Source organism: Streptomyces sp. col6 (assembly GCF_008042035.1).
Classification (GTDB): domain Bacteria; phylum Actinomycetota; class Actinomycetes; order Streptomycetales; family Streptomycetaceae; genus Streptomyces.
In genome coordinates this window covers 691,437-706,511 of the sequence record NZ_RDBL01000006.1, presented here as the reverse complement: position 1 = coordinate 706,511, position 15,075 = coordinate 691,437, and the positions used below count along the sequence as shown (strand labels likewise).

The 15,075-nt window shown below is 72.3% G+C and carries 15 protein-coding genes; 8 read left to right on the top strand and 7 right to left on the bottom strand.

Features of this window, described 5'->3' with window-relative positions:
• Positions 1-20: 20 nt before the first annotated feature.
• The 4 genes from EAO73_RS07320 to EAO73_RS07305 form a co-directional block, all read right to left on the bottom strand.
• Complete coding sequence (locus tag EAO73_RS07320) at positions 21-1,208, bottom strand: GGDEF domain-containing protein (RefSeq protein ID WP_147970602.1); 1,188 nt, start codon at positions 1,206-1,208, stop codon at positions 21-23.
• 85 nt (positions 1,209-1,293) lie between these two features.
• On the bottom strand, positions 1,294-2,106 hold the full coding sequence (locus EAO73_RS07315) for an enoyl-CoA hydratase/isomerase family protein (RefSeq protein ID WP_147970601.1): 813 nt from the start codon (positions 2,104-2,106) through the stop codon (positions 1,294-1,296).
• Positions 2,107-2,165: 59 nt separating this feature from the next.
• Positions 2,166-3,347, bottom strand: a complete 1,182-nt coding sequence (locus EAO73_RS07310; RefSeq protein ID WP_132900217.1) for an adenylate/guanylate cyclase domain-containing protein — start codon at positions 3,345-3,347, stop codon at positions 2,166-2,168.
• A gap of 125 nt (positions 3,348-3,472) precedes the next feature.
• A complete protein-coding gene (locus EAO73_RS07305; RefSeq protein ID WP_147970600.1) occupies positions 3,473-4,336 on the bottom strand; it encodes a biotin--[acetyl-CoA-carboxylase] ligase in 864 nt (287 codons plus the stop codon).
• 133 nt (positions 4,337-4,469) lie between these two features.
• Here EAO73_RS07305 and EAO73_RS07300 point away from each other — a divergent pair, with 133 nt between their 5' ends.
• From EAO73_RS07300 to EAO73_RS07290, 4 genes are all read left to right on the top strand, one after another.
• Positions 4,470-6,053, top strand: coding sequence for an acyl-CoA carboxylase subunit beta (locus tag EAO73_RS07300; RefSeq protein ID WP_147970599.1), 1,584 nt, complete (start codon positions 4,470-4,472; stop codon positions 6,051-6,053).
• Between the two features lie 14 nt (positions 6,054-6,067).
• Positions 6,068-6,274, top strand: coding sequence for an acyl-CoA carboxylase epsilon subunit (locus tag EAO73_RS07295; RefSeq protein ID WP_147970598.1), 207 nt, complete (start codon positions 6,068-6,070; stop codon positions 6,272-6,274).
• Between the two features lie 79 nt (positions 6,275-6,353).
• Positions 6,354-6,482, top strand: coding sequence for a morphogenic membrane protein MmpB (gene mmpB / locus EAO73_RS37080; protein WP_263576293.1), 129 nt, complete (start codon positions 6,354-6,356; stop codon positions 6,480-6,482).
• An 88-nt stretch (positions 6,483-6,570) separates the two neighbouring features.
• Positions 6,571-7,179, top strand: a complete 609-nt coding sequence (locus EAO73_RS07290) for a Maf family protein (protein WP_147970597.1) — start codon at positions 6,571-6,573, stop codon at positions 7,177-7,179.
• Positions 7,180-7,198: 19 nt separating this feature from the next.
• On the opposite strand, the gene EAO73_RS07285 is transcribed toward EAO73_RS07290, so the two are convergent.
• Complete coding sequence (locus tag EAO73_RS07285) at positions 7,199-7,648, bottom strand: hypothetical protein (protein ID WP_147970596.1); 450 nt, start codon at positions 7,646-7,648, stop codon at positions 7,199-7,201.
• A 372-nt stretch (positions 7,649-8,020) separates the two neighbouring features.
• On the opposite strand from EAO73_RS07285, the gene EAO73_RS07280 reads away from it, so the two are divergent.
• Together EAO73_RS07280 and EAO73_RS07275 are read left to right on the top strand one after the other, a co-directional pair.
• Positions 8,021-9,775, top strand: a complete 1,755-nt coding sequence (locus tag EAO73_RS07280; protein ID WP_147970595.1) for an acetyl/propionyl/methylcrotonyl-CoA carboxylase subunit alpha — start codon at positions 8,021-8,023, stop codon at positions 9,773-9,775.
• A gap of 124 nt (positions 9,776-9,899) precedes the next feature.
• A complete protein-coding gene (locus tag EAO73_RS07275; protein WP_147970594.1) occupies positions 9,900-10,541 on the top strand; it encodes a TetR/AcrR family transcriptional regulator in 642 nt (213 codons plus the stop codon).
• Positions 10,542-10,572: 31 nt separating this feature from the next.
• Here EAO73_RS07275 and EAO73_RS07270 read toward each other — a convergent pair whose 3' ends face one another.
• Both EAO73_RS07270 and EAO73_RS07265 read right to left on the bottom strand, forming a co-directional pair.
• Entirely contained in the window at positions 10,573-11,538 is a 966-nt protein-coding gene (locus EAO73_RS07270; RefSeq protein WP_412074581.1) for a DeoR/GlpR family DNA-binding transcription regulator, read from the bottom strand.
• Between the two features lie 246 nt (positions 11,539-11,784).
• On the bottom strand, positions 11,785-13,224 hold the full coding sequence (locus EAO73_RS07265; RefSeq protein ID WP_147970592.1) for an NAD(P)H-quinone dehydrogenase: 1,440 nt from the start codon (positions 13,222-13,224) through the stop codon (positions 11,785-11,787).
• A gap of 272 nt (positions 13,225-13,496) precedes the next feature.
• Here EAO73_RS07265 and EAO73_RS07260 point away from each other — a divergent pair, with 272 nt between their 5' ends.
• Both EAO73_RS07260 and EAO73_RS07255 read left to right on the top strand, forming a co-directional pair.
• The gene (locus EAO73_RS07260) at positions 13,497-13,934 is read left to right on the top strand and encodes a gamma-glutamylcyclotransferase (RefSeq protein ID WP_018519118.1); all 438 of its coding nucleotides are present in this window, start codon (positions 13,497-13,499) and stop codon (positions 13,932-13,934) included.
• A 165-nt stretch (positions 13,935-14,099) separates the two neighbouring features.
• Positions 14,100-14,924: a purine-nucleoside phosphorylase gene (locus EAO73_RS07255; RefSeq protein ID WP_147970591.1), complete on the top strand. Its 825-nt coding sequence runs from the start codon at positions 14,100-14,102 to the stop codon at positions 14,922-14,924.
• Positions 14,925-15,075: the final 151 nt, after the last annotated feature.

Here is a 15,075-nt window from a genome sequence, read left to right as displayed (position 1 = left end):
CGCGAGGCCCGGACGCGCGGTCACAGTTCGGGGCGGTTGCCGCGCAGCCGCCGGCGGTCGTGCGGGGACTTGGGCGGGGAGTCGGCCAGCCGGATGACCTCGCCGTCGCGTCCCGCCACCACCGGGCGCCCGGAGCGGGCGGCCTTCGCCCGGTACTGGGCCGCGTCCGCCAGCCGGAACAGCCGCCGGGCCGAGACCTCGGGCCCGATGGGGTCGCCGCTGGACGCGATCCCGCAGGCGACCCCGTTGCCGAGTTCGAGCCCGGCCGCCCGCTCGCACAGTTCGGTGGCCACGGCGACCACCTCGTCCGCCTCGGGGCCCACCGCCAGCAGGCAGAACTCGTCCCCGCCGAGCCGGGCCGCCAACGCGCCGGGGAGTATGGCCGCGCACCGCGAGAGCACCGAGCCGAAACGTTCCAGCAGCCGGTCGCCCACCGCGTGGCCGTGGGTGTCGTTGACCCACTTCAGCCCGTTCAGGTCGCAGACGACCAGGCTGACCACCGCACCGTCCGCCCGGTGCTGCTCCACCGCCTCGTCCAGCCGCACATCGACGGCCCGCCGGTTGGCGAGGCCGGTCAGCGGATCGGTGAAGGCGAGCTTGCGGACCTCTTCCAGGCGCTCGGTCTGGGCCAGCCCCGCGGCCACCACGGCGGCCAGCACGGTCGCGAAGTCGGCGTCCGCGCGCCCGAACACCGGCACCCCAGCCGGCCGCGCCACATACAGCTCACCCCAGGCCCGCCCGTGCAGCACGATCGGCGCGACGACACAGCAGCCTCGCCCGCGCCGCCGCAGGGCCGCCACGCGCTGGTGGCAGTAGCCCGGCCCGTACCCGTGCGCACCGCCCGTCCCCGCGTCCGACTCCCCCGAGGGCCCGCCGTCCACCGGGCCCTCGGCGGTCTCCACCCAGGCGTCCGGCTCACCACCCCCGGCCCACCGCTCGTGCAGGAACTCGGTGATCTCCGGGAACTGGTGGACGGGGTAGACCTCCTCCTCGGGGAACTCCTCCTCGCCCTCGGCCCGCTCGCCCGCGTTGACCAGGACCCTCAGCCGGCCCGGGGCGCGCTCCCAGACCGACAGTGCGGCGAAGCTGCCGCCCAGCGCCTCACAGGCCCCCCGGGCGGCCGCTCGCCAGCACTCCCGGGGGGTGTGCGCCGCGGCCATCGTCTGCGCCAGCGAAACCACGGCCCGCAGCCGCGCGTCGTCACCCATTGCCCCATTTTAGGTCGATAGACGACATGCGAGTCACCGGAAAACTCCGCAGCGTGATCATTCGGCCGCAAACGATTACCCCGGGTCACTCCCCCGGCCAGTTCGGCTTCCGCTTCTCGTTGAACGCGGCCACGCCTTCCGCCCGGTCCCCGGAGAAGGCCACCGACCGCCACGCGGCGTCCTCCACCTCCAGGCCCGCCCGCAGGTCGAGCCCGTGCCCGAGCCGCAGCGCCCGCTTGGCCGCCCGCAGTCCCACCGGCGAGTTCGCGGCGATGCGGCCGGCCAGGGCCAGCGCCTCGGCCCGGTCCTCGCCCTCCGCCACCAGCTCGTCGACCAGGCCCAGTTCCCGCGCCTCGGGGCCCGGCACCCGGCGGGCGCTGAAGATCAGTTCGGCGGCGCGCGCGGCCCCGATCCGGCGGGGCAGCAGCTGGGTGCCGCCGCCGCCCGGGATGACGCCGACGGAGACCTCGGGCAGGCCCACCACGGCGGTCGGATCGGCGACGATCAGATCGCAGGACAGGGCCAGCTCGAAGCCCCCGCCCAGCGCGAAGCCGTGCACCGCGGCGATCGTCGGCATGGGCAGCTCCAGGACACCGGTGTAGGCGCCGCGCGCGATGGGCCGCTGGCGCACCAGCTCGCCGTCGGTGAAGGAGTTGCGCTCCTTGAGGTCCGCGCCCACGCAGAAGGCCCGCTCGTGGCTGGAGGTGAGGACGGTGACCCGTACGTCCCGGTCGGCGGCGAGCGCGTCGCAGGCGGCGGCGATGGAGCGGGCCATGTCCGTGGACACGGCGTTCATGGCCTTCGGCCGGTCGAGGACCAGCTCGGCGACATGCTCCAGGCCCTCGTGGGCCCGGACGACGACGAACTCCCCGAACCGCTGCTCGGACGTGACGGTCATGCTGCACCCCTGTCGGTTAACGAGCGTTACCGAAGGGATCCTAGGGCGTGCGGAAAGGCTCAGGACGTGCCTCGGCGGGCCAGCAGCCAGGGCTCGACCACGCCGAGGCCGCGGACCGGGCGCTGCCACATCGGCTGGAGCCCGTAGCGGTACTTGGGCACGGGGACGACCTCGGCGTCCGGGCCCTCCTTCTCGGCCCGCTCGGCCGCCGCCGCGGCCTCCTCGGCCGCCCGCGCCTCCGAGACCGGCGCCTCGCCCGTACGCGTCAGCTCCTCGGCGAACGCGCCGTCGACCAGCACCGCGTCCTTCGGCGCTATCGAGGTCAGCCGGCTGGCGAGGTTCACCGTCGTGCCGAAGACATCGCCCATCCGGGTGGTGACCGTGCCGAACGCGATGCCGACCCGCAGCGCGGGCATGGTCTCGTCCACGGTCATCGCCTCGACGAGGCGCAGCGCGATCTCCGCGGCGGTGCCCGCGTCGTCGGCGGCGAACAGGACCTCGTCGCCGAGGGTCTTGATGAGCCGTCCGCCGTGCGCGGCGACCAGGTCGGCGCAGGTGGTCTCGAAGGACTCGACCAGCTCGCCGAGTTCCTCCTCCTCCAGGCGCCGGGTCAGCCGGGTGAAGCCGACGAGGTCCGCGAAGCCGACGGCGAGGCGCCGGTCGACCATCTCCTCGTCGTCGGCCGCCTGCACGACCCGGCCCGTGGCGGCGGCGAGCTGGCGCCGCCACACGTACACGAGGAACTCCTCCAGCTCGGGCAGGAGCAGTTCGACCAGGGGATACGTGACCTCGGTGCGGGTCATGCCCGGCTCGGGGGGCTCGGTCAGGCCCTCCAGGAAGGAATCGATCTGCCACTCGGCCAGCCGGGCGGTGGTCTGCCCGGTCGACCGGGCCACCTGGATCGCCATCGGCTCGCTGAGCAGCCCGGCCTCGACCAGACCGGAGAGCCGCCGCAGGGCCAGCACGTCGGCCTCGGTGAGCGCCTTGGCCTGGCCGATGTCCGCGAAGCCCATGGCCCGCCAGAAACGGGAGGCCAGGTCCATCGAGACGCCGGCGGTGCGGGCCGCCTGGAAGGGGGTGTACCGCCGGTCGGCGCCCAGGATCAGCTGTTCCAGCCGGATCGCGAGGGGATCGTCGGTCGGCTCGGCCGTGTGGTCGACTTCGTGGTGCGGTGTGGCGTGCACCGAGGGGTCCGACGAATGCTGCGCGCCATCGCCGGAGGTCGTGTCGTCGACGGTCACCAGCCGCCTCCTGCCCGTTCCCTGCGCACTGCCCTGCCGATCTGTCCGTCGGTGGATCACCTCAACGATACGGCAGGTGTGCCCTACCTCACGTCCTCAGGGCACGAGCCCCGGGCTCCCCGGGTTCAGGTCAGGCCGCCCTCCGCGCCGCGCAGGTGCACGATGTCGCCCGCCGAGACCGGTTCGCGCAGTCCGTCGCCGGTGGACAGGACCAGCCGGCCGTCCCCGTCGATCGCCACGGCCTCCCCGGTGAGCACGCGGTCGCCGGGCAGCTGGGCCCGTACCGCCTTGCCGAGGGTCGCGCAGCCGGCCGCGTACGCCTCCTGGAGCCCGCTCGCCGCCGCGTCGCCGTCCGCGTCGCGCCAGAGCCCGTACCAGTGCTCCAGGGAGCGCAGGACGCCCCGCAGCAACGTCTCGCGGTCGACGGAGACCGCGCCGGCCAGGGCGAGGGACGCGGCGGTGGGGGCGGGGAGCTCGTCGGCGCGCAGCGAGACGTTGAGGCCGATGCCGATGACGACGCCGTCGCCGGCCCGCTCGGCGAGGATGCCGCCGGTCTTGCGCTCCTGGCCCTCGACTGTGACAAGGAGGTCGTTGGGCCACTTCAGGGCCATGTCGACGCCCGCCGCGCGCGCGAGCCCGGTGGCCGCGGCGACGCCGGTGAGCAGCGGCAGCCAGCCCCAGCGCTCGGCGGGCACGTTCCCGGGCGTCAGGTAGACGGAGAAGAACAGGCCGGAGCGGGCCGGGGCCGTCCAGGTGCGTTCCAGCCGCCCGCGGCCCGCGGTCTGCTCCTCGGCGACGAGGACGGTGCCCTCGCTGAGGGAGCCCGCGCGCGCGGCGAGGTCGGTGTTGGTGGAGCCGGTGGACTCGACCACGTCGAGGGCGGTCCACAGCGCGCCGGGCCGCAGCAGTCCGCGGCGCAGCGCGGGGACGTTGAGGGGCGGCCGGTCCAGGTCCGACCATCGGCTCTGTGGCGCATCCGAAGGTGTCATGCAACCCACCCTAGGTGTGTCAAAGGACGCACTGCCGAACCGTATCCGCGCCGATACGCTACGGCTCAGTAGCTGTTCATCCGCTGATCAGCAGCCAAGTCGTCCCCGTGACCAGGCAGGGAGCCGCCACCCGATGTCCGAGCCGGAAGAGATCGACATCCACACGACCGCGGGCAAGCTCGCGGACCTGCAGCGCCGTATCGACGAGGCGACCCACGCGGGGTCGGCGCGCGCGGTGGAGAAGCAGCACGCGAAGGGCAAGCTGACGGCGCGCGAGCGCGTCGGTCTGCTGCTCGACGAGGGTTCCTTCGTGGAGCTCGACGAGTTCGCCCGGCACCGGTCGACGAACTTCGGCATCGAGAAGAACCGGCCGTACGGGGACGGGGTCGTCACCGGCTACGGCACGGTCGACGGCCGTCCCGTCTGCGTGTACTCGCAGGACTTCACCATCTTCGGCGGCTCGCTCGGCGAGGTCTACGGTGAGAAGATCGTCAAGGTGATGGACTTCGCGCTGAAGACCGGCTGCCCGGTCATCGGCATCAACGACGGCGGCGGCGCCCGCATCCAGGAGGGCGTGGCGGCGCTGGGTCTCTTCGCGGAGATCTTCCGGCGCAATGTGCACGCCTCGGGTGTGATCCCGCAGATCTCGCTGATCGTCGGCCCGTGCGCGGGCGGCGCGGTGTACTCCCCCGCGATCACCGACTTCACGGTGATGGTCGACCAGACCTCGCACATGTTCATCACGGGTCCCGACGTCATCAAGACGGTGACCGGTGAGGACGTCGGCTTCGAGGAGCTGGGCGGCGCCCGTACGCACAACACGACGTCCGGCGTCGCGCACCACATGGCGGGCGACGAGAAGGACGCGATCGAGTACGTCAAGTCGCTGCTGTCCTACCTCCCGTCGAACAACCTCTCGGAGGCCCCGGCCTTCCCGGAGGAGGCGGACCTGGCGGTCAGCGACGAGGACCGCGAGCTGGACACGCTCATCCCGGACTCGGCGAACCAGCCGTACGACATGCACACCGCGATCGAGCACGTGCTGGACGACGGTGAATTCCTGGAGACCCAGGCCCTGTTCGCGCCGAACATCATCACCGGTTTCGGCCGCGTCGAGGGCTACCCCGTCGGCATCGTCGCCAACCAGCCGATGCAGTTCGCCGGCTGTCTGGACATCGACGCGAGTGAGAAGGCGGCGCGTTTCGTCCGCACCTGCGACGCGTTCAACGTGCCGGTGCTGACCTTCGTGGACGTGCCGGGCTTCCTGCCGGGCGTCGACCAGGAGTACGGCGGCATCATCCGGCGTGGCGCCAAGCTGATCTACGCGTACGCGGAGGCGACCGTCCCGCTGATCACGGTGATCACCCGCAAGGCGTTCGGCGGCGCGTACGACGTCATGGGCTCCAAGCACCTGGGCGCCGACATCAACCTCGCCTGGCCGACCGCCCAGATCGCCGTCATGGGCGCGCAGGGCGCGGTCAACATCCTGCACCGGCGCACGATCGCCGCCGCCGAGGATCAGGACGCGACCCGCGCCGAGCTGATGGCGGACTACGAGGACGCGCTGCTGAACCCGTACGTGGCGGCCGAGCGCGGGTACGTGGACGCGGTGATCATGCCGTCCGACACCCGGGCGCACGTGGTCAAGGGCCTGCGCCAGCTCCGCACCAAGCGCGAGTCCCTGCCGCCCAAGAAGCACGGCAACATCCCCCTCTAGAAAGGGTCCTGACCATGATCAAGGTCGTACGGGGCAACCCGACCCCGGAGGAACTGGCCGCCGCGCTCGCGGTGGTCCGGGCCCGTGCGGCGGCGGTCTCCGCCGTGTCGTCCGGCACCCCGGAACCGCCCGCCGGCTGGTCCCACCCGAGCCGCCTGGCCCGACGCGGCCGCCACCTGCCGGGCCCGCGCGCCTGGGCCCGTACGTACTGGCCCGCATAGCCCCTGGTGACGCGGTGGGGGCGGCGGTTGAGTACGCGTACTCAGGCGCCGCCCAAGGCCCTCCCAGCAGGATCAAGTCATGCTCTGGTCCGACCCCGAGAACAAGCCCCCCAAGGAACTCCGCGACGCGGAGAACATGATGCGCCGCGCAGGCCTGATCCTGGCCCTGGCCATGGTCGTGGCGATGCTCGTACTGGGCACGCGCTGAGGCATTTCAAGCCCCTCCGGCGGTTGAGGAGCGGGGGCCCGGGGGCAGCGCCCCCGCAACGAACCCGCGCGGGCCCCGCCTCCGTACCATGGCGGTCATGACCGCCCAGCGCCTCGTACTCGCCTCCGCCTCCCCGGCCCGCCTCGGCCTCCTCCGCCAGTCCGGCTTCCAGCCGGAAGTCATCGTCAGCGGCGTCGACGAGGACGCCCTCACCGCCCCCACCCCCGCCGAACTCGCCCTCGTCCTCGCCGAGGCCAAGGCGGCCGTCGTCGCCGCGCTCCCCGAGGCCGCCGGCGCCCTGGTCATCGGCTGCGACTCGGTGCTGGAGCTCGACGGCGAGGCGCTCGGCAAGCCCGCCGACGCCGAGGAGGCCACCGCCCGCTGGAAGTCGATGCGCGGCCGGGCCGGGATTCTGCAGACCGGGCACTGCCTGACGGACACCACGACGGGCCGCACGGTCTCGCGGACGGCGTCCACGACAGTCCGCTTCGGGGAGCCCTCGGACGCCGAGATCGCCGCCTACGTGGCCTCGGGCGAACCGCTGCACGTGGCGGGCGCGTTCACCCTCGACGGGCGCTCGGCGCCCTTCGTGGACTCCATCGACGGCGACCCGGGCAACGTCATCGGCCTGTCGCTGCCGCTGCTGCGGCGCCTCCTGGGCGAACTGGGGATCCCGGTCACCGACCTCTGGGCCTGAGCCGGGGGCGGCGGGCCGCTCAGGCTGGCGCGGGCGCGGCCGACTGCTCGGGCTCCGCCTTCGGCTCGGGCTGCGGGCCGTACGCCACCAGGGCCAGCACGATCAGGCCGAGCACGACCATCATCCACGCGAACGCCGTCCAGCCGACGAGTCCGACCGTCAGCGCGCCGAGCACCCCGTGGACGACCGCGCAGCAGATCAGCACGATCCGCGCCACACGGCCCGGAGCCCGGTCGCGGACGCCCGCCAGCACGAGGAGCACGGCGCACAGGAGCAGGAACACCCCGGAGACGCCGCCGAGCGCCCAGGTGCCCTTGGACATCACCGCGGGGTCCGTACCCGCCAGGGACATGTCCTGGTTCTTCACGACCGTGCCCATGACCACGTTGATGATCACGATGCCCACGGCTTCCACGGCCAGCACGAGCGCGGCTATGAAGGCCACCAGTCTGCGCACCACGACGTTCACCCCCTGTTACCAGCAGTACGTGCGATAGCGCGGACCTTACTAATGGGTAATGGCCACGACAAGAGCCCGCGGGAACCCCGGCGCACCCCTACCCGCCCCGGCTTTCGTGCGCCGGGCAAAGAATTGCCCACCCCTTAGTGGGAACTCCACAAAGAATCACCGTAAGTCGCTGATCGTGCCGATAGAGACCTGGGCCACACCTGGTCGCTACTGTGCGGTCTCAGAACCCGGCGTACCGTGGTGGCACAAGGGATTCCGCGACTCGAGCACGCCTCGAATCACACTCCGTGTGGGCAAGCTCACCATTGGGGACGGGTCGTAGGACCGTGTCGGTTGTCCCTAAACTCAGCTTGTTTCAAGGAGGGAGCCATCGTGCGCAAGGTGCTCATCGCCAACCGTGGCGAAATTGCTGTCCGTGTTGCTCGGGCCTGCCGGGACGCGGGGATCGGGAGCGTGGCCGTCTACGCCGACCCGGACCGTGACGCTCTGCACGTCCGTGCGGCCGACGAGGCATTCGCTCTGGGCGGTGACACCCCGGCGGCCAGCTACCTGGACATCGCCAAGGTGCTCCAGGCTGCCAAGGACTCCGGGGCGGACGCGATCCACCCGGGTTACGGCTTCCTCTCGGAGAACGCCGAGTTCGCCCAGGCCGTACTGGACGCCGGTCTGACCTGGATCGGCCCGCCGCCGCACGCGATCCGGGACCTCGGTGACAAGGTCGCCGCCCGCCACATCGCGCAGCGCGCCGGTGCCCCGCTGGTCGCGGGCACCCCGGACCCCGTCTCGGGCTCCGAGGAGGTCGTCGCCTTCGCCGAGGAGCACGGCCTGCCGATCGCGATCAAGGCCGCCTTCGGCGGCGGCGGCCGCGGCCTGAAGGTCGCCCGCACGCTGGAGGAGATCCCGGAGCTGTACGACTCCGCGGTCCGTGAGGCCGTCGCCGCGTTCGGGCGCGGGGAGTGCTTCGTCGAGCGCTACCTCGACAAGCCGCGCCACGTGGAGACCCAGTGCCTGGCCGACACCCACGGCAACGTGGTCGTCGTCTCGACCCGTGACTGCTCGCTCCAGCGCCGCCACCAGAAGCTCGTGGAGGAGGCCCCGGCGCCCTTCCTGTCCGACGCGCAGAACGCCGAGCTGTACGCGGCCTCCAAGGCGATCCTGAAGGAGGCCGGCTACGTCGGCGCCGGCACGGTCGAGTTCCTGGTCGGCCTGGACGGCACGATCTCCTTCCTGGAGGTCAACACGCGCCTCCAGGTGGAGCACCCGGTGACCGAGGAGGTCTCCGGCATCGACCTCGTCCGCGAGATGTTCCGCATCGCCGACGGCGAGGAGCTGGGTTACGACGACCCCGCCTCGCGCGGTCACTCGTTCGAGTTCCGGATCAACGGCGAGGACCCGGGTCGCGGCTTCCTGCCGGCCCCCGGCACCGTCACCCGGTTCGACGCGCCGAGCGGTCCGGGCGTCCGCCTGGACGCGGGCGTGGAGTCCGGCTCGGTCATCGGCCCCGCCTGGGACTCGCTGCTGGCGAAGCTCATCGTGACCGGTGCGACGCGTGAGCAGGCGCTCCAGCGCGCGTCCCGCGCCCTGGCCGAGTTCCACGTCGAGGGCATGGCCACCGCCATCCCGTTCCACCGTGCGGTCGTGGTGGACCCGGCGTTCACCGCCGACCCGTTCCGCGTCCACACCCGCTGGATCGAGACGGAGTTCGTCAACGAGATCAAGCCGTTCGCCGCTCCCGCCGAGGCGGACGCGGACGACGAGGCCGGTCGCGAGACGGTGGTCGTCGAGGTCGGCGGCAAGCGTCTGGAGGTCTCGCTGCCCTCCTCGCTCGGCATGAGCCTGGCCCGTACCGGCCTCGCGGCGGGCGCCAAGCCCAAGCGCCGCGCGGCGAAGAAGTCCGGCTCGGCCGTCTCCGGCGACACCCTCGCCTCCCCGATGCAGGGCACGATCGTGAAGATCGCCGTGGAGGAGGGCCAGGAGGTCAAGGAGGGCGACCTGATCGTCGTCCTGGAGGCCATGAAGATGGAGCAGCCGCTGAACGCGCACCGCTCCGGCACGGTCAAGGGTCTGGCCGCCGAGGTGGGCAGCTCGATCTCCTCCGGTGCCGTCATCTGTGAGATCAAGGACTGACGCTCTTCCCCGCCGGTGCCCCGGTCATGTCCTCGGACGTGGCCGGGGCACCGGTGCATTCGGGGACCGGCCGCCGCCCGCGCGATGGCATCCTGGAGACCGGGGAGACAGGAGGGACCGCACCATGGCGATGAGCACGGCAGGAACGCCGGCCCGGCCCATGCGTGCCGACGCGCGCCGCAACTACGGCCGGCTGCTGACGGAGGCCCGTACGGCCTTCGCGGAACACGGCACCGACGCGTCCCTGGAGGACGTCGCACGGCGTGCGGGGGTGGGCATCGGCACGCTGTACCGCCACTTCCCGACCCGGCACGCGCTGATGAGCGCGGTCTTCCAGGAGGCGGTGACCTCCCTGATCACCCGCTCCCGCGAACTGGCGGAGGCGGAACGGCCGTGCGCCGCCCTGGTGGAGTGGCTGGGTGCGATCGTCACTCATGCGGGTGAGTACCGGGGCCTGGCCCAGGCACTCATGTCGACGTGCCACGACGAGAGTTCGGCCCTCGCACGGTGCAACACGCCGCTGCGCGAGGCGGGTTCGGTGCTCCTGACCCGCGCCCAGTCGGCCGGCTCGGTCCGCCCGGACGTCTCGATCGACGACCTGATGCAGCTCACGAACGCCATCGCCCTGGCCGCGGAACAGTCCCCGGACGACCCCCAACTGGCGGACCGCCTGCTGACGCTGACGCTGAAGGGCCTGGCTGTTTCAAGCCCCACCGACGCCGAATCAACGCCCACCGGCGCCAATTCAAGCCCCTCCGGCGATTGAGGAGCGGGGGTCCGGGGGCAGAGCCCCCGCGCTACCGCCGCCGCAGATCCGCCACACGCGCCCGGTCCCGGTCCCGCTCCCGGTCCCGCTCACCGGCCCCCTCCCCGAGCGCCCGCAACGGCTGCCCCTGCGTACGCCGCTGCCCCGGCAACGGCATCTCGCGCCGCCCGGACCGCGTACCCGCACCCGAGTCCGCCGCGGCAGACGCGGCAGACGCGGCAGACGCGGCAGCCGACGAGGCCGCCCCCGCTCCCCCGCCCGCGACAGCGATCCGCACGCCCTGGTCCGCCAGCGCCTGCAGCTCCGCCGCCGCCCGGTCGTCGTGCGCGGCGGGCTCGTCCGTCACCAGATGGGTGATGAGATCGGTCGGCACCGTCTGGAACATCGTGTCGGAGCCGAGCTTCGTGTGGTCCGCGAGGACCACCACCTCCGCGGCGGCCTGCACCAGCGCCCGGTCCACGCTCGCGGAGAGCATGTTGGACGTGGAGAGCCCGCGCTCGGCGGTGAGCCCGCTCCCGGACAGGAAGGCGCGCGAGACCCGCAGCCCCTGGAGGGACTGCTCGGCCCCGCTGCCCACGAGGGCGTAGTTGGACCCGCGCAGGGTGCCGCCGGTCATCACCACTTCCACCCGGTTGGCATGGGCCAGCGCCTGGGCGACGAGCAGCGAGTTGGTGACGACGGTCAGGCCGGGGACGCGCGCGAGCCGGCGGGCCAGCTCCTGCGTGGTCGTACCGGCGCCGACGACGATGGCCTCGCCCTCTTCGACGAGGCCGGCCGCCAGGTCGGCGATGGCCGTTTTCTCCGCGGTCGCGAGATGGGATTTCTGCGGAAAGCCGGACTCCCGCGTAAAACCGCCCGGCAAGACCGCACCGCCGTGCCGGCGGTCGAGGAGTCCTTCTGCCTCCAGTGCCCGCACGTCCCGCCGTACGGTCACTTCGGAGGTCTGGACGACGCGGGCGAGCTCACGGAGCGATACCGCCCCGTTGGCGCGCACCATTTCGAGGATCAACTGACGACGTTCTGCAGCGAACACGAAACTGACAGTAACGTGACCGCGCGAGAGTTTTCAGCAGTTTGCGCCGAATAGCAGAAGTTGTACATACAGGCGGTCGCCAAGTGGTATACGCGGCCATGTTGTTGTCGCGTCCTGATCGCATGGCGTTCACGAAGGCGCCCGGCCCGGCGGGAGTTGCCGGGGAATGCCGGGCCCGGGACGGCTCCCGGGCCCGGCACCTCCGTACGGTTACGCCTCGCCCGTGCGCTTACGGCTGTGCAACTGGCGGGCCACTTCGGCGATCGATCCCGACAGGGACGGGTACACAGTGAAGGCGTTTGCGATCTGCTCGACCGTCAGATTGTTGTCGACCGCGATCGAGATGGGATGGATCAGCTCGCTCGCCCGGGGGGCGACGACGCAGCCTCCGACCACGATGCCGGTGCCGGGGCGGCAGAAGATCTTGACGAAGCCGTCCCGGATGCCCTGCATCTTGGCGCGCGGGTTGCGCAGCAGCGGCAGCTTGACGACCAGGGCCTCGATCTTGCCCGCATCGACGTCGGCCTGGCTGTAGCCGACGGTGGCGATCTCCGGGTCGGTGAAGACGTTCGAGGAGACCGTCTTCAGGTTCAGCGGGGCCACCGCGTCGCCCAGGAAGTGGTACATCGCGATCCGGCCCTGCATGGCGGCGACGGAGGCGAGGGCGAAGATGCCCGTGACGTCACCGGCCGCGTAGACGCCGGGGGCGCTGGTGCGGGAGACCTTGTCGGTCCAGATGTGCCCGGAGTCCTTGAGCCGGACGCCGGCCTCCTCCAGGCCCATGCCCGCCGTGTTCGGGATGGCGCCGACGGCCATCAGGCAGTGCGTGCCGGAGATGACCCGGCCATCGGCGAGGGTCACCTCGACCCGGTCGCCGACGCGCTTGGCGGACTGCGCGCGGGAGCGGGCCATGACGTTCATGCCGCGCCGCCGGAAGACGTCCTCCAGGACGGCGGCGGCGTCGGGGTCCTCGCCGGGCAGCACCCGGTCGCGGGACGAGACGAGGGTGACGTGCGAGCCGAGGGCCTGGTAGGCACCGGCGAACTCGGCGCCCGTCACACCGGAACCGACGACGATGAGCTCCTTCGGCAGCTCGTCGAGGTCGTAGACCTGGGTCCAGTTCAGGATGCGCTCGCCGTCGGGCTGCGCGTCGGGGATCTCCCGGGGGTGACCGCCGGTCGCGATGAGCACGGCGTCCGCGGTGAGCGTCTCCTCCGTACCGTCGGCGGCCGTGACGACGACCTGGCGGGAGCCGTCGGCGGCCTGCAGGCCCTCCAGACGGCCGCGCCCGCGCATGACGCGTGCGCCGGCGCGCGTGACGGATGCGGTGATGTCGTGGGACTGGGCGAGCGCCAGGCGCTTCACACGGCGGTTGACCTTCCCCAGATCGACGCCGACCACCCGCGCGGCCTGCTCTATGTGCGGGGTGTCGTCCGCGACGATGATGCCCAGCTCCTCGTACGAGGAGTCGAAGGTGGTCATCACCTCGGCCGTCGCGATCAGGGTCTTCGAGGGCACGCAGTCGGTGAGGACGGACGCGCCGCCGAGGCCGTCACAGTCGACGACGGTCACCTCCGCGCCGAGCTGGGCGCCCACCAGTGCCGCCTCGTACCCGCCGGGTCCGCCGCCGATGATCACGATCCGGGTCACGAAAAGTCCGCCTCGCGTTTCTCGTCCCACGGCCGTCTGCTGTCCCGGCCGGGGTCCGGGGGATCGCCCCGGGGGAATGCAGTACGTACTTCATTGTCCCGCACGCGCCAAGGTGCTTCTCCCCGGGGCCCTCCATACGTGCGCCGGGGCGCACGGCGCACGCATCGTGGCCGGCGGATCCGCCCCTGTGCCCCACCCCCGGCCCCCCTCTCGCGGGGGCCTTCCGCACAGGAACCGCCGCTCCCGCCGTCACCTCCCGTACCCTCGAACCCATGTCGCTCTACGCCGCGTACGCCGGCAACCTCGACGCGCGGCTGATGACGCGCCGCGCCCCGCACTCACCGCTGCGCGGCACCGGCTGGCTGAACGGCTGGCGGCTGACCTTCGGCGGGGAGCAGATGGGCTGGGAGGGAGCGCTGGCCACCGTGGTGGAGGCGCCCCGTTCGCAGGTTTTCGTGGCCCTGTACGACCTGGCCCCCATGGACGAGGACTCCATGGACCGCTGGGAGGGCGTCGGCCTGGACATCTACCGCCGCATGCGCATCCGGGTGCACACCCTGGACGGTGAGGAGCCGGCCTGGATCTATGTGCTGAACGGGTACGAGGGCGGGCTGCCGTCCGCCCGGTACCTCGGCGAGATCGCGGACGCGGCGGATTCGGCGGGCGCGCCGCACGATTATGTGATGGAACTCCGCAAGCGTCCCTGCTGAGCGCGGGCGGCTCCGGCCGCCGCGCGGCACCGCCCCGACCTGCCCCTTTCGGGGCCGTTCGCACCTCGCCCCCGGGCTCGACTGTGGGAACACACGAACGGACGCGGGCAGACTCTGTACGGGAGCATCTACGCGCGTAGGGAATCAGCGGTTACGCTCATCCGCGTGAACGCATCACTTATTCCGGACCACATCCAGGGCGACCCGCACGCCGCCGCCGCCGACGCCGCCGCCCGCCTGCGCGAGCTGACCGGTGCCGAGACTCACGACGTCGCCCTCGTGATGGGCTCCGGCTGGGCGCCCGCCGCGGCGGCGCTCGGCGTTCCGGAGGCCGAGTTCCCCGTGACCGCCCTGCCCGGCTTCCCGGCGCCCGCCGTCGAGGGCCACGGCGGCACGGTCCGCTCGCACCTGATCGGCGGCAAGCGCGCCCTGGTGTTCCTGGGCCGCACGCACTTCTACGAGGGCCGCGGCGTCGCCGCCGTCGCCCACGGCGTGCGTACCGCCGTGGCCGCGGGTGTCCGGACCGTGGTCCTGACGAACGGCTGCGGCGGCCTGCGCGAGGGCATGCGCCCCGGCCAGCCGGTCCTGATCAGCGACCACATCAACCTCACGGCGGCGTCCCCGATCGTCGGCGCCAACTTCGTCGACCTGACGGACCTGTACTCGCCCCGGCTCCGGGCCCTGTGCAAGGAGATCGACGAGACGCTCGAAGAGGGCGTGTACGTGCAGTTCCCCGGCCCGCACTACGAGACGCCGGCCGAGATCAACATGGTCCGCGTGATGGGCGGCGACCTCGTCGGCATGTCCACGGTCCTGGAGGCGATCGCCGCCCGGGAGGCGGGGGCCGAGGTGCTCGGCCTGTCCCTGGTGACGAACCTGGCGGCGGGGCTGAGCGGTGAGCCGCTGAACCATGAGGAGGTTCTGCAGGCGGGGCGCGACTCCGCTGCGCGGATGGGGTCGTTGCTGGCGCGGGTGCTGGACCGCATCTGACGCTTCGGGGGCGCTGCCCCCGTACCCCCGCTCCTCAATCGCCGGAGGGGCTGAAGATCAGCCTCGCCGGCGTTTGAGGCGCGGGGCCCGGGGCGGAGCCCCGGTTTCGGGAAGGGGCGGGTAGGGGACAAGGCCCGCCGCAGGCGCAACG

What these genes read in the sequence shown, in the direction of transcription:
- EAO73_RS07320 (WP_147970602.1), bottom strand. Translation starts at nt 1,208, where the DNA reads ATGGGTGACGACGCGCGGCTGCGGGCCGTGGTTTCGCTGGCGCAGACG.
- EAO73_RS07315 (WP_147970601.1), bottom strand. Translation starts at nt 2,106, where the DNA reads ATGACCGTCACGTCCGAGCAGCGGTTCGGGGAGTTCGTCGTCGTCCGG.
- EAO73_RS07305 (WP_147970600.1), bottom strand. Translation starts at nt 4,336, where the DNA reads ATGACACCTTCGGATGCGCCACAGAGCCGATGGTCGGACCTGGACCGG.
- EAO73_RS07300 (WP_147970599.1), top strand. Translation starts at nt 4,470, where the DNA reads ATGTCCGAGCCGGAAGAGATCGACATCCACACGACCGCGGGCAAGCTC.
- EAO73_RS07295 (WP_147970598.1), top strand. Translation starts at nt 6,068, where the DNA reads ATGATCAAGGTCGTACGGGGCAACCCGACCCCGGAGGAACTGGCCGCC.
- mmpB (WP_263576293.1), top strand. Translation starts at nt 6,354, where the DNA reads ATGCTCTGGTCCGACCCCGAGAACAAGCCCCCCAAGGAACTCCGCGAC.
- EAO73_RS07290 (WP_147970597.1), top strand. Translation starts at nt 6,571, where the DNA reads ATGGCGGTCATGACCGCCCAGCGCCTCGTACTCGCCTCCGCCTCCCCG.
- EAO73_RS07275 (WP_147970594.1), top strand. Translation starts at nt 9,900, where the DNA reads ATGGCGATGAGCACGGCAGGAACGCCGGCCCGGCCCATGCGTGCCGAC.
- EAO73_RS07270 (WP_412074581.1), bottom strand. Translation starts at nt 11,538, where the DNA reads ATGGTGCGCGCCAACGGGGCGGTATCGCTCCGTGAGCTCGCCCGCGTC.
- EAO73_RS07260 (WP_018519118.1), top strand. Translation starts at nt 13,497, where the DNA reads ATGTCGCTCTACGCCGCGTACGCCGGCAACCTCGACGCGCGGCTGATG.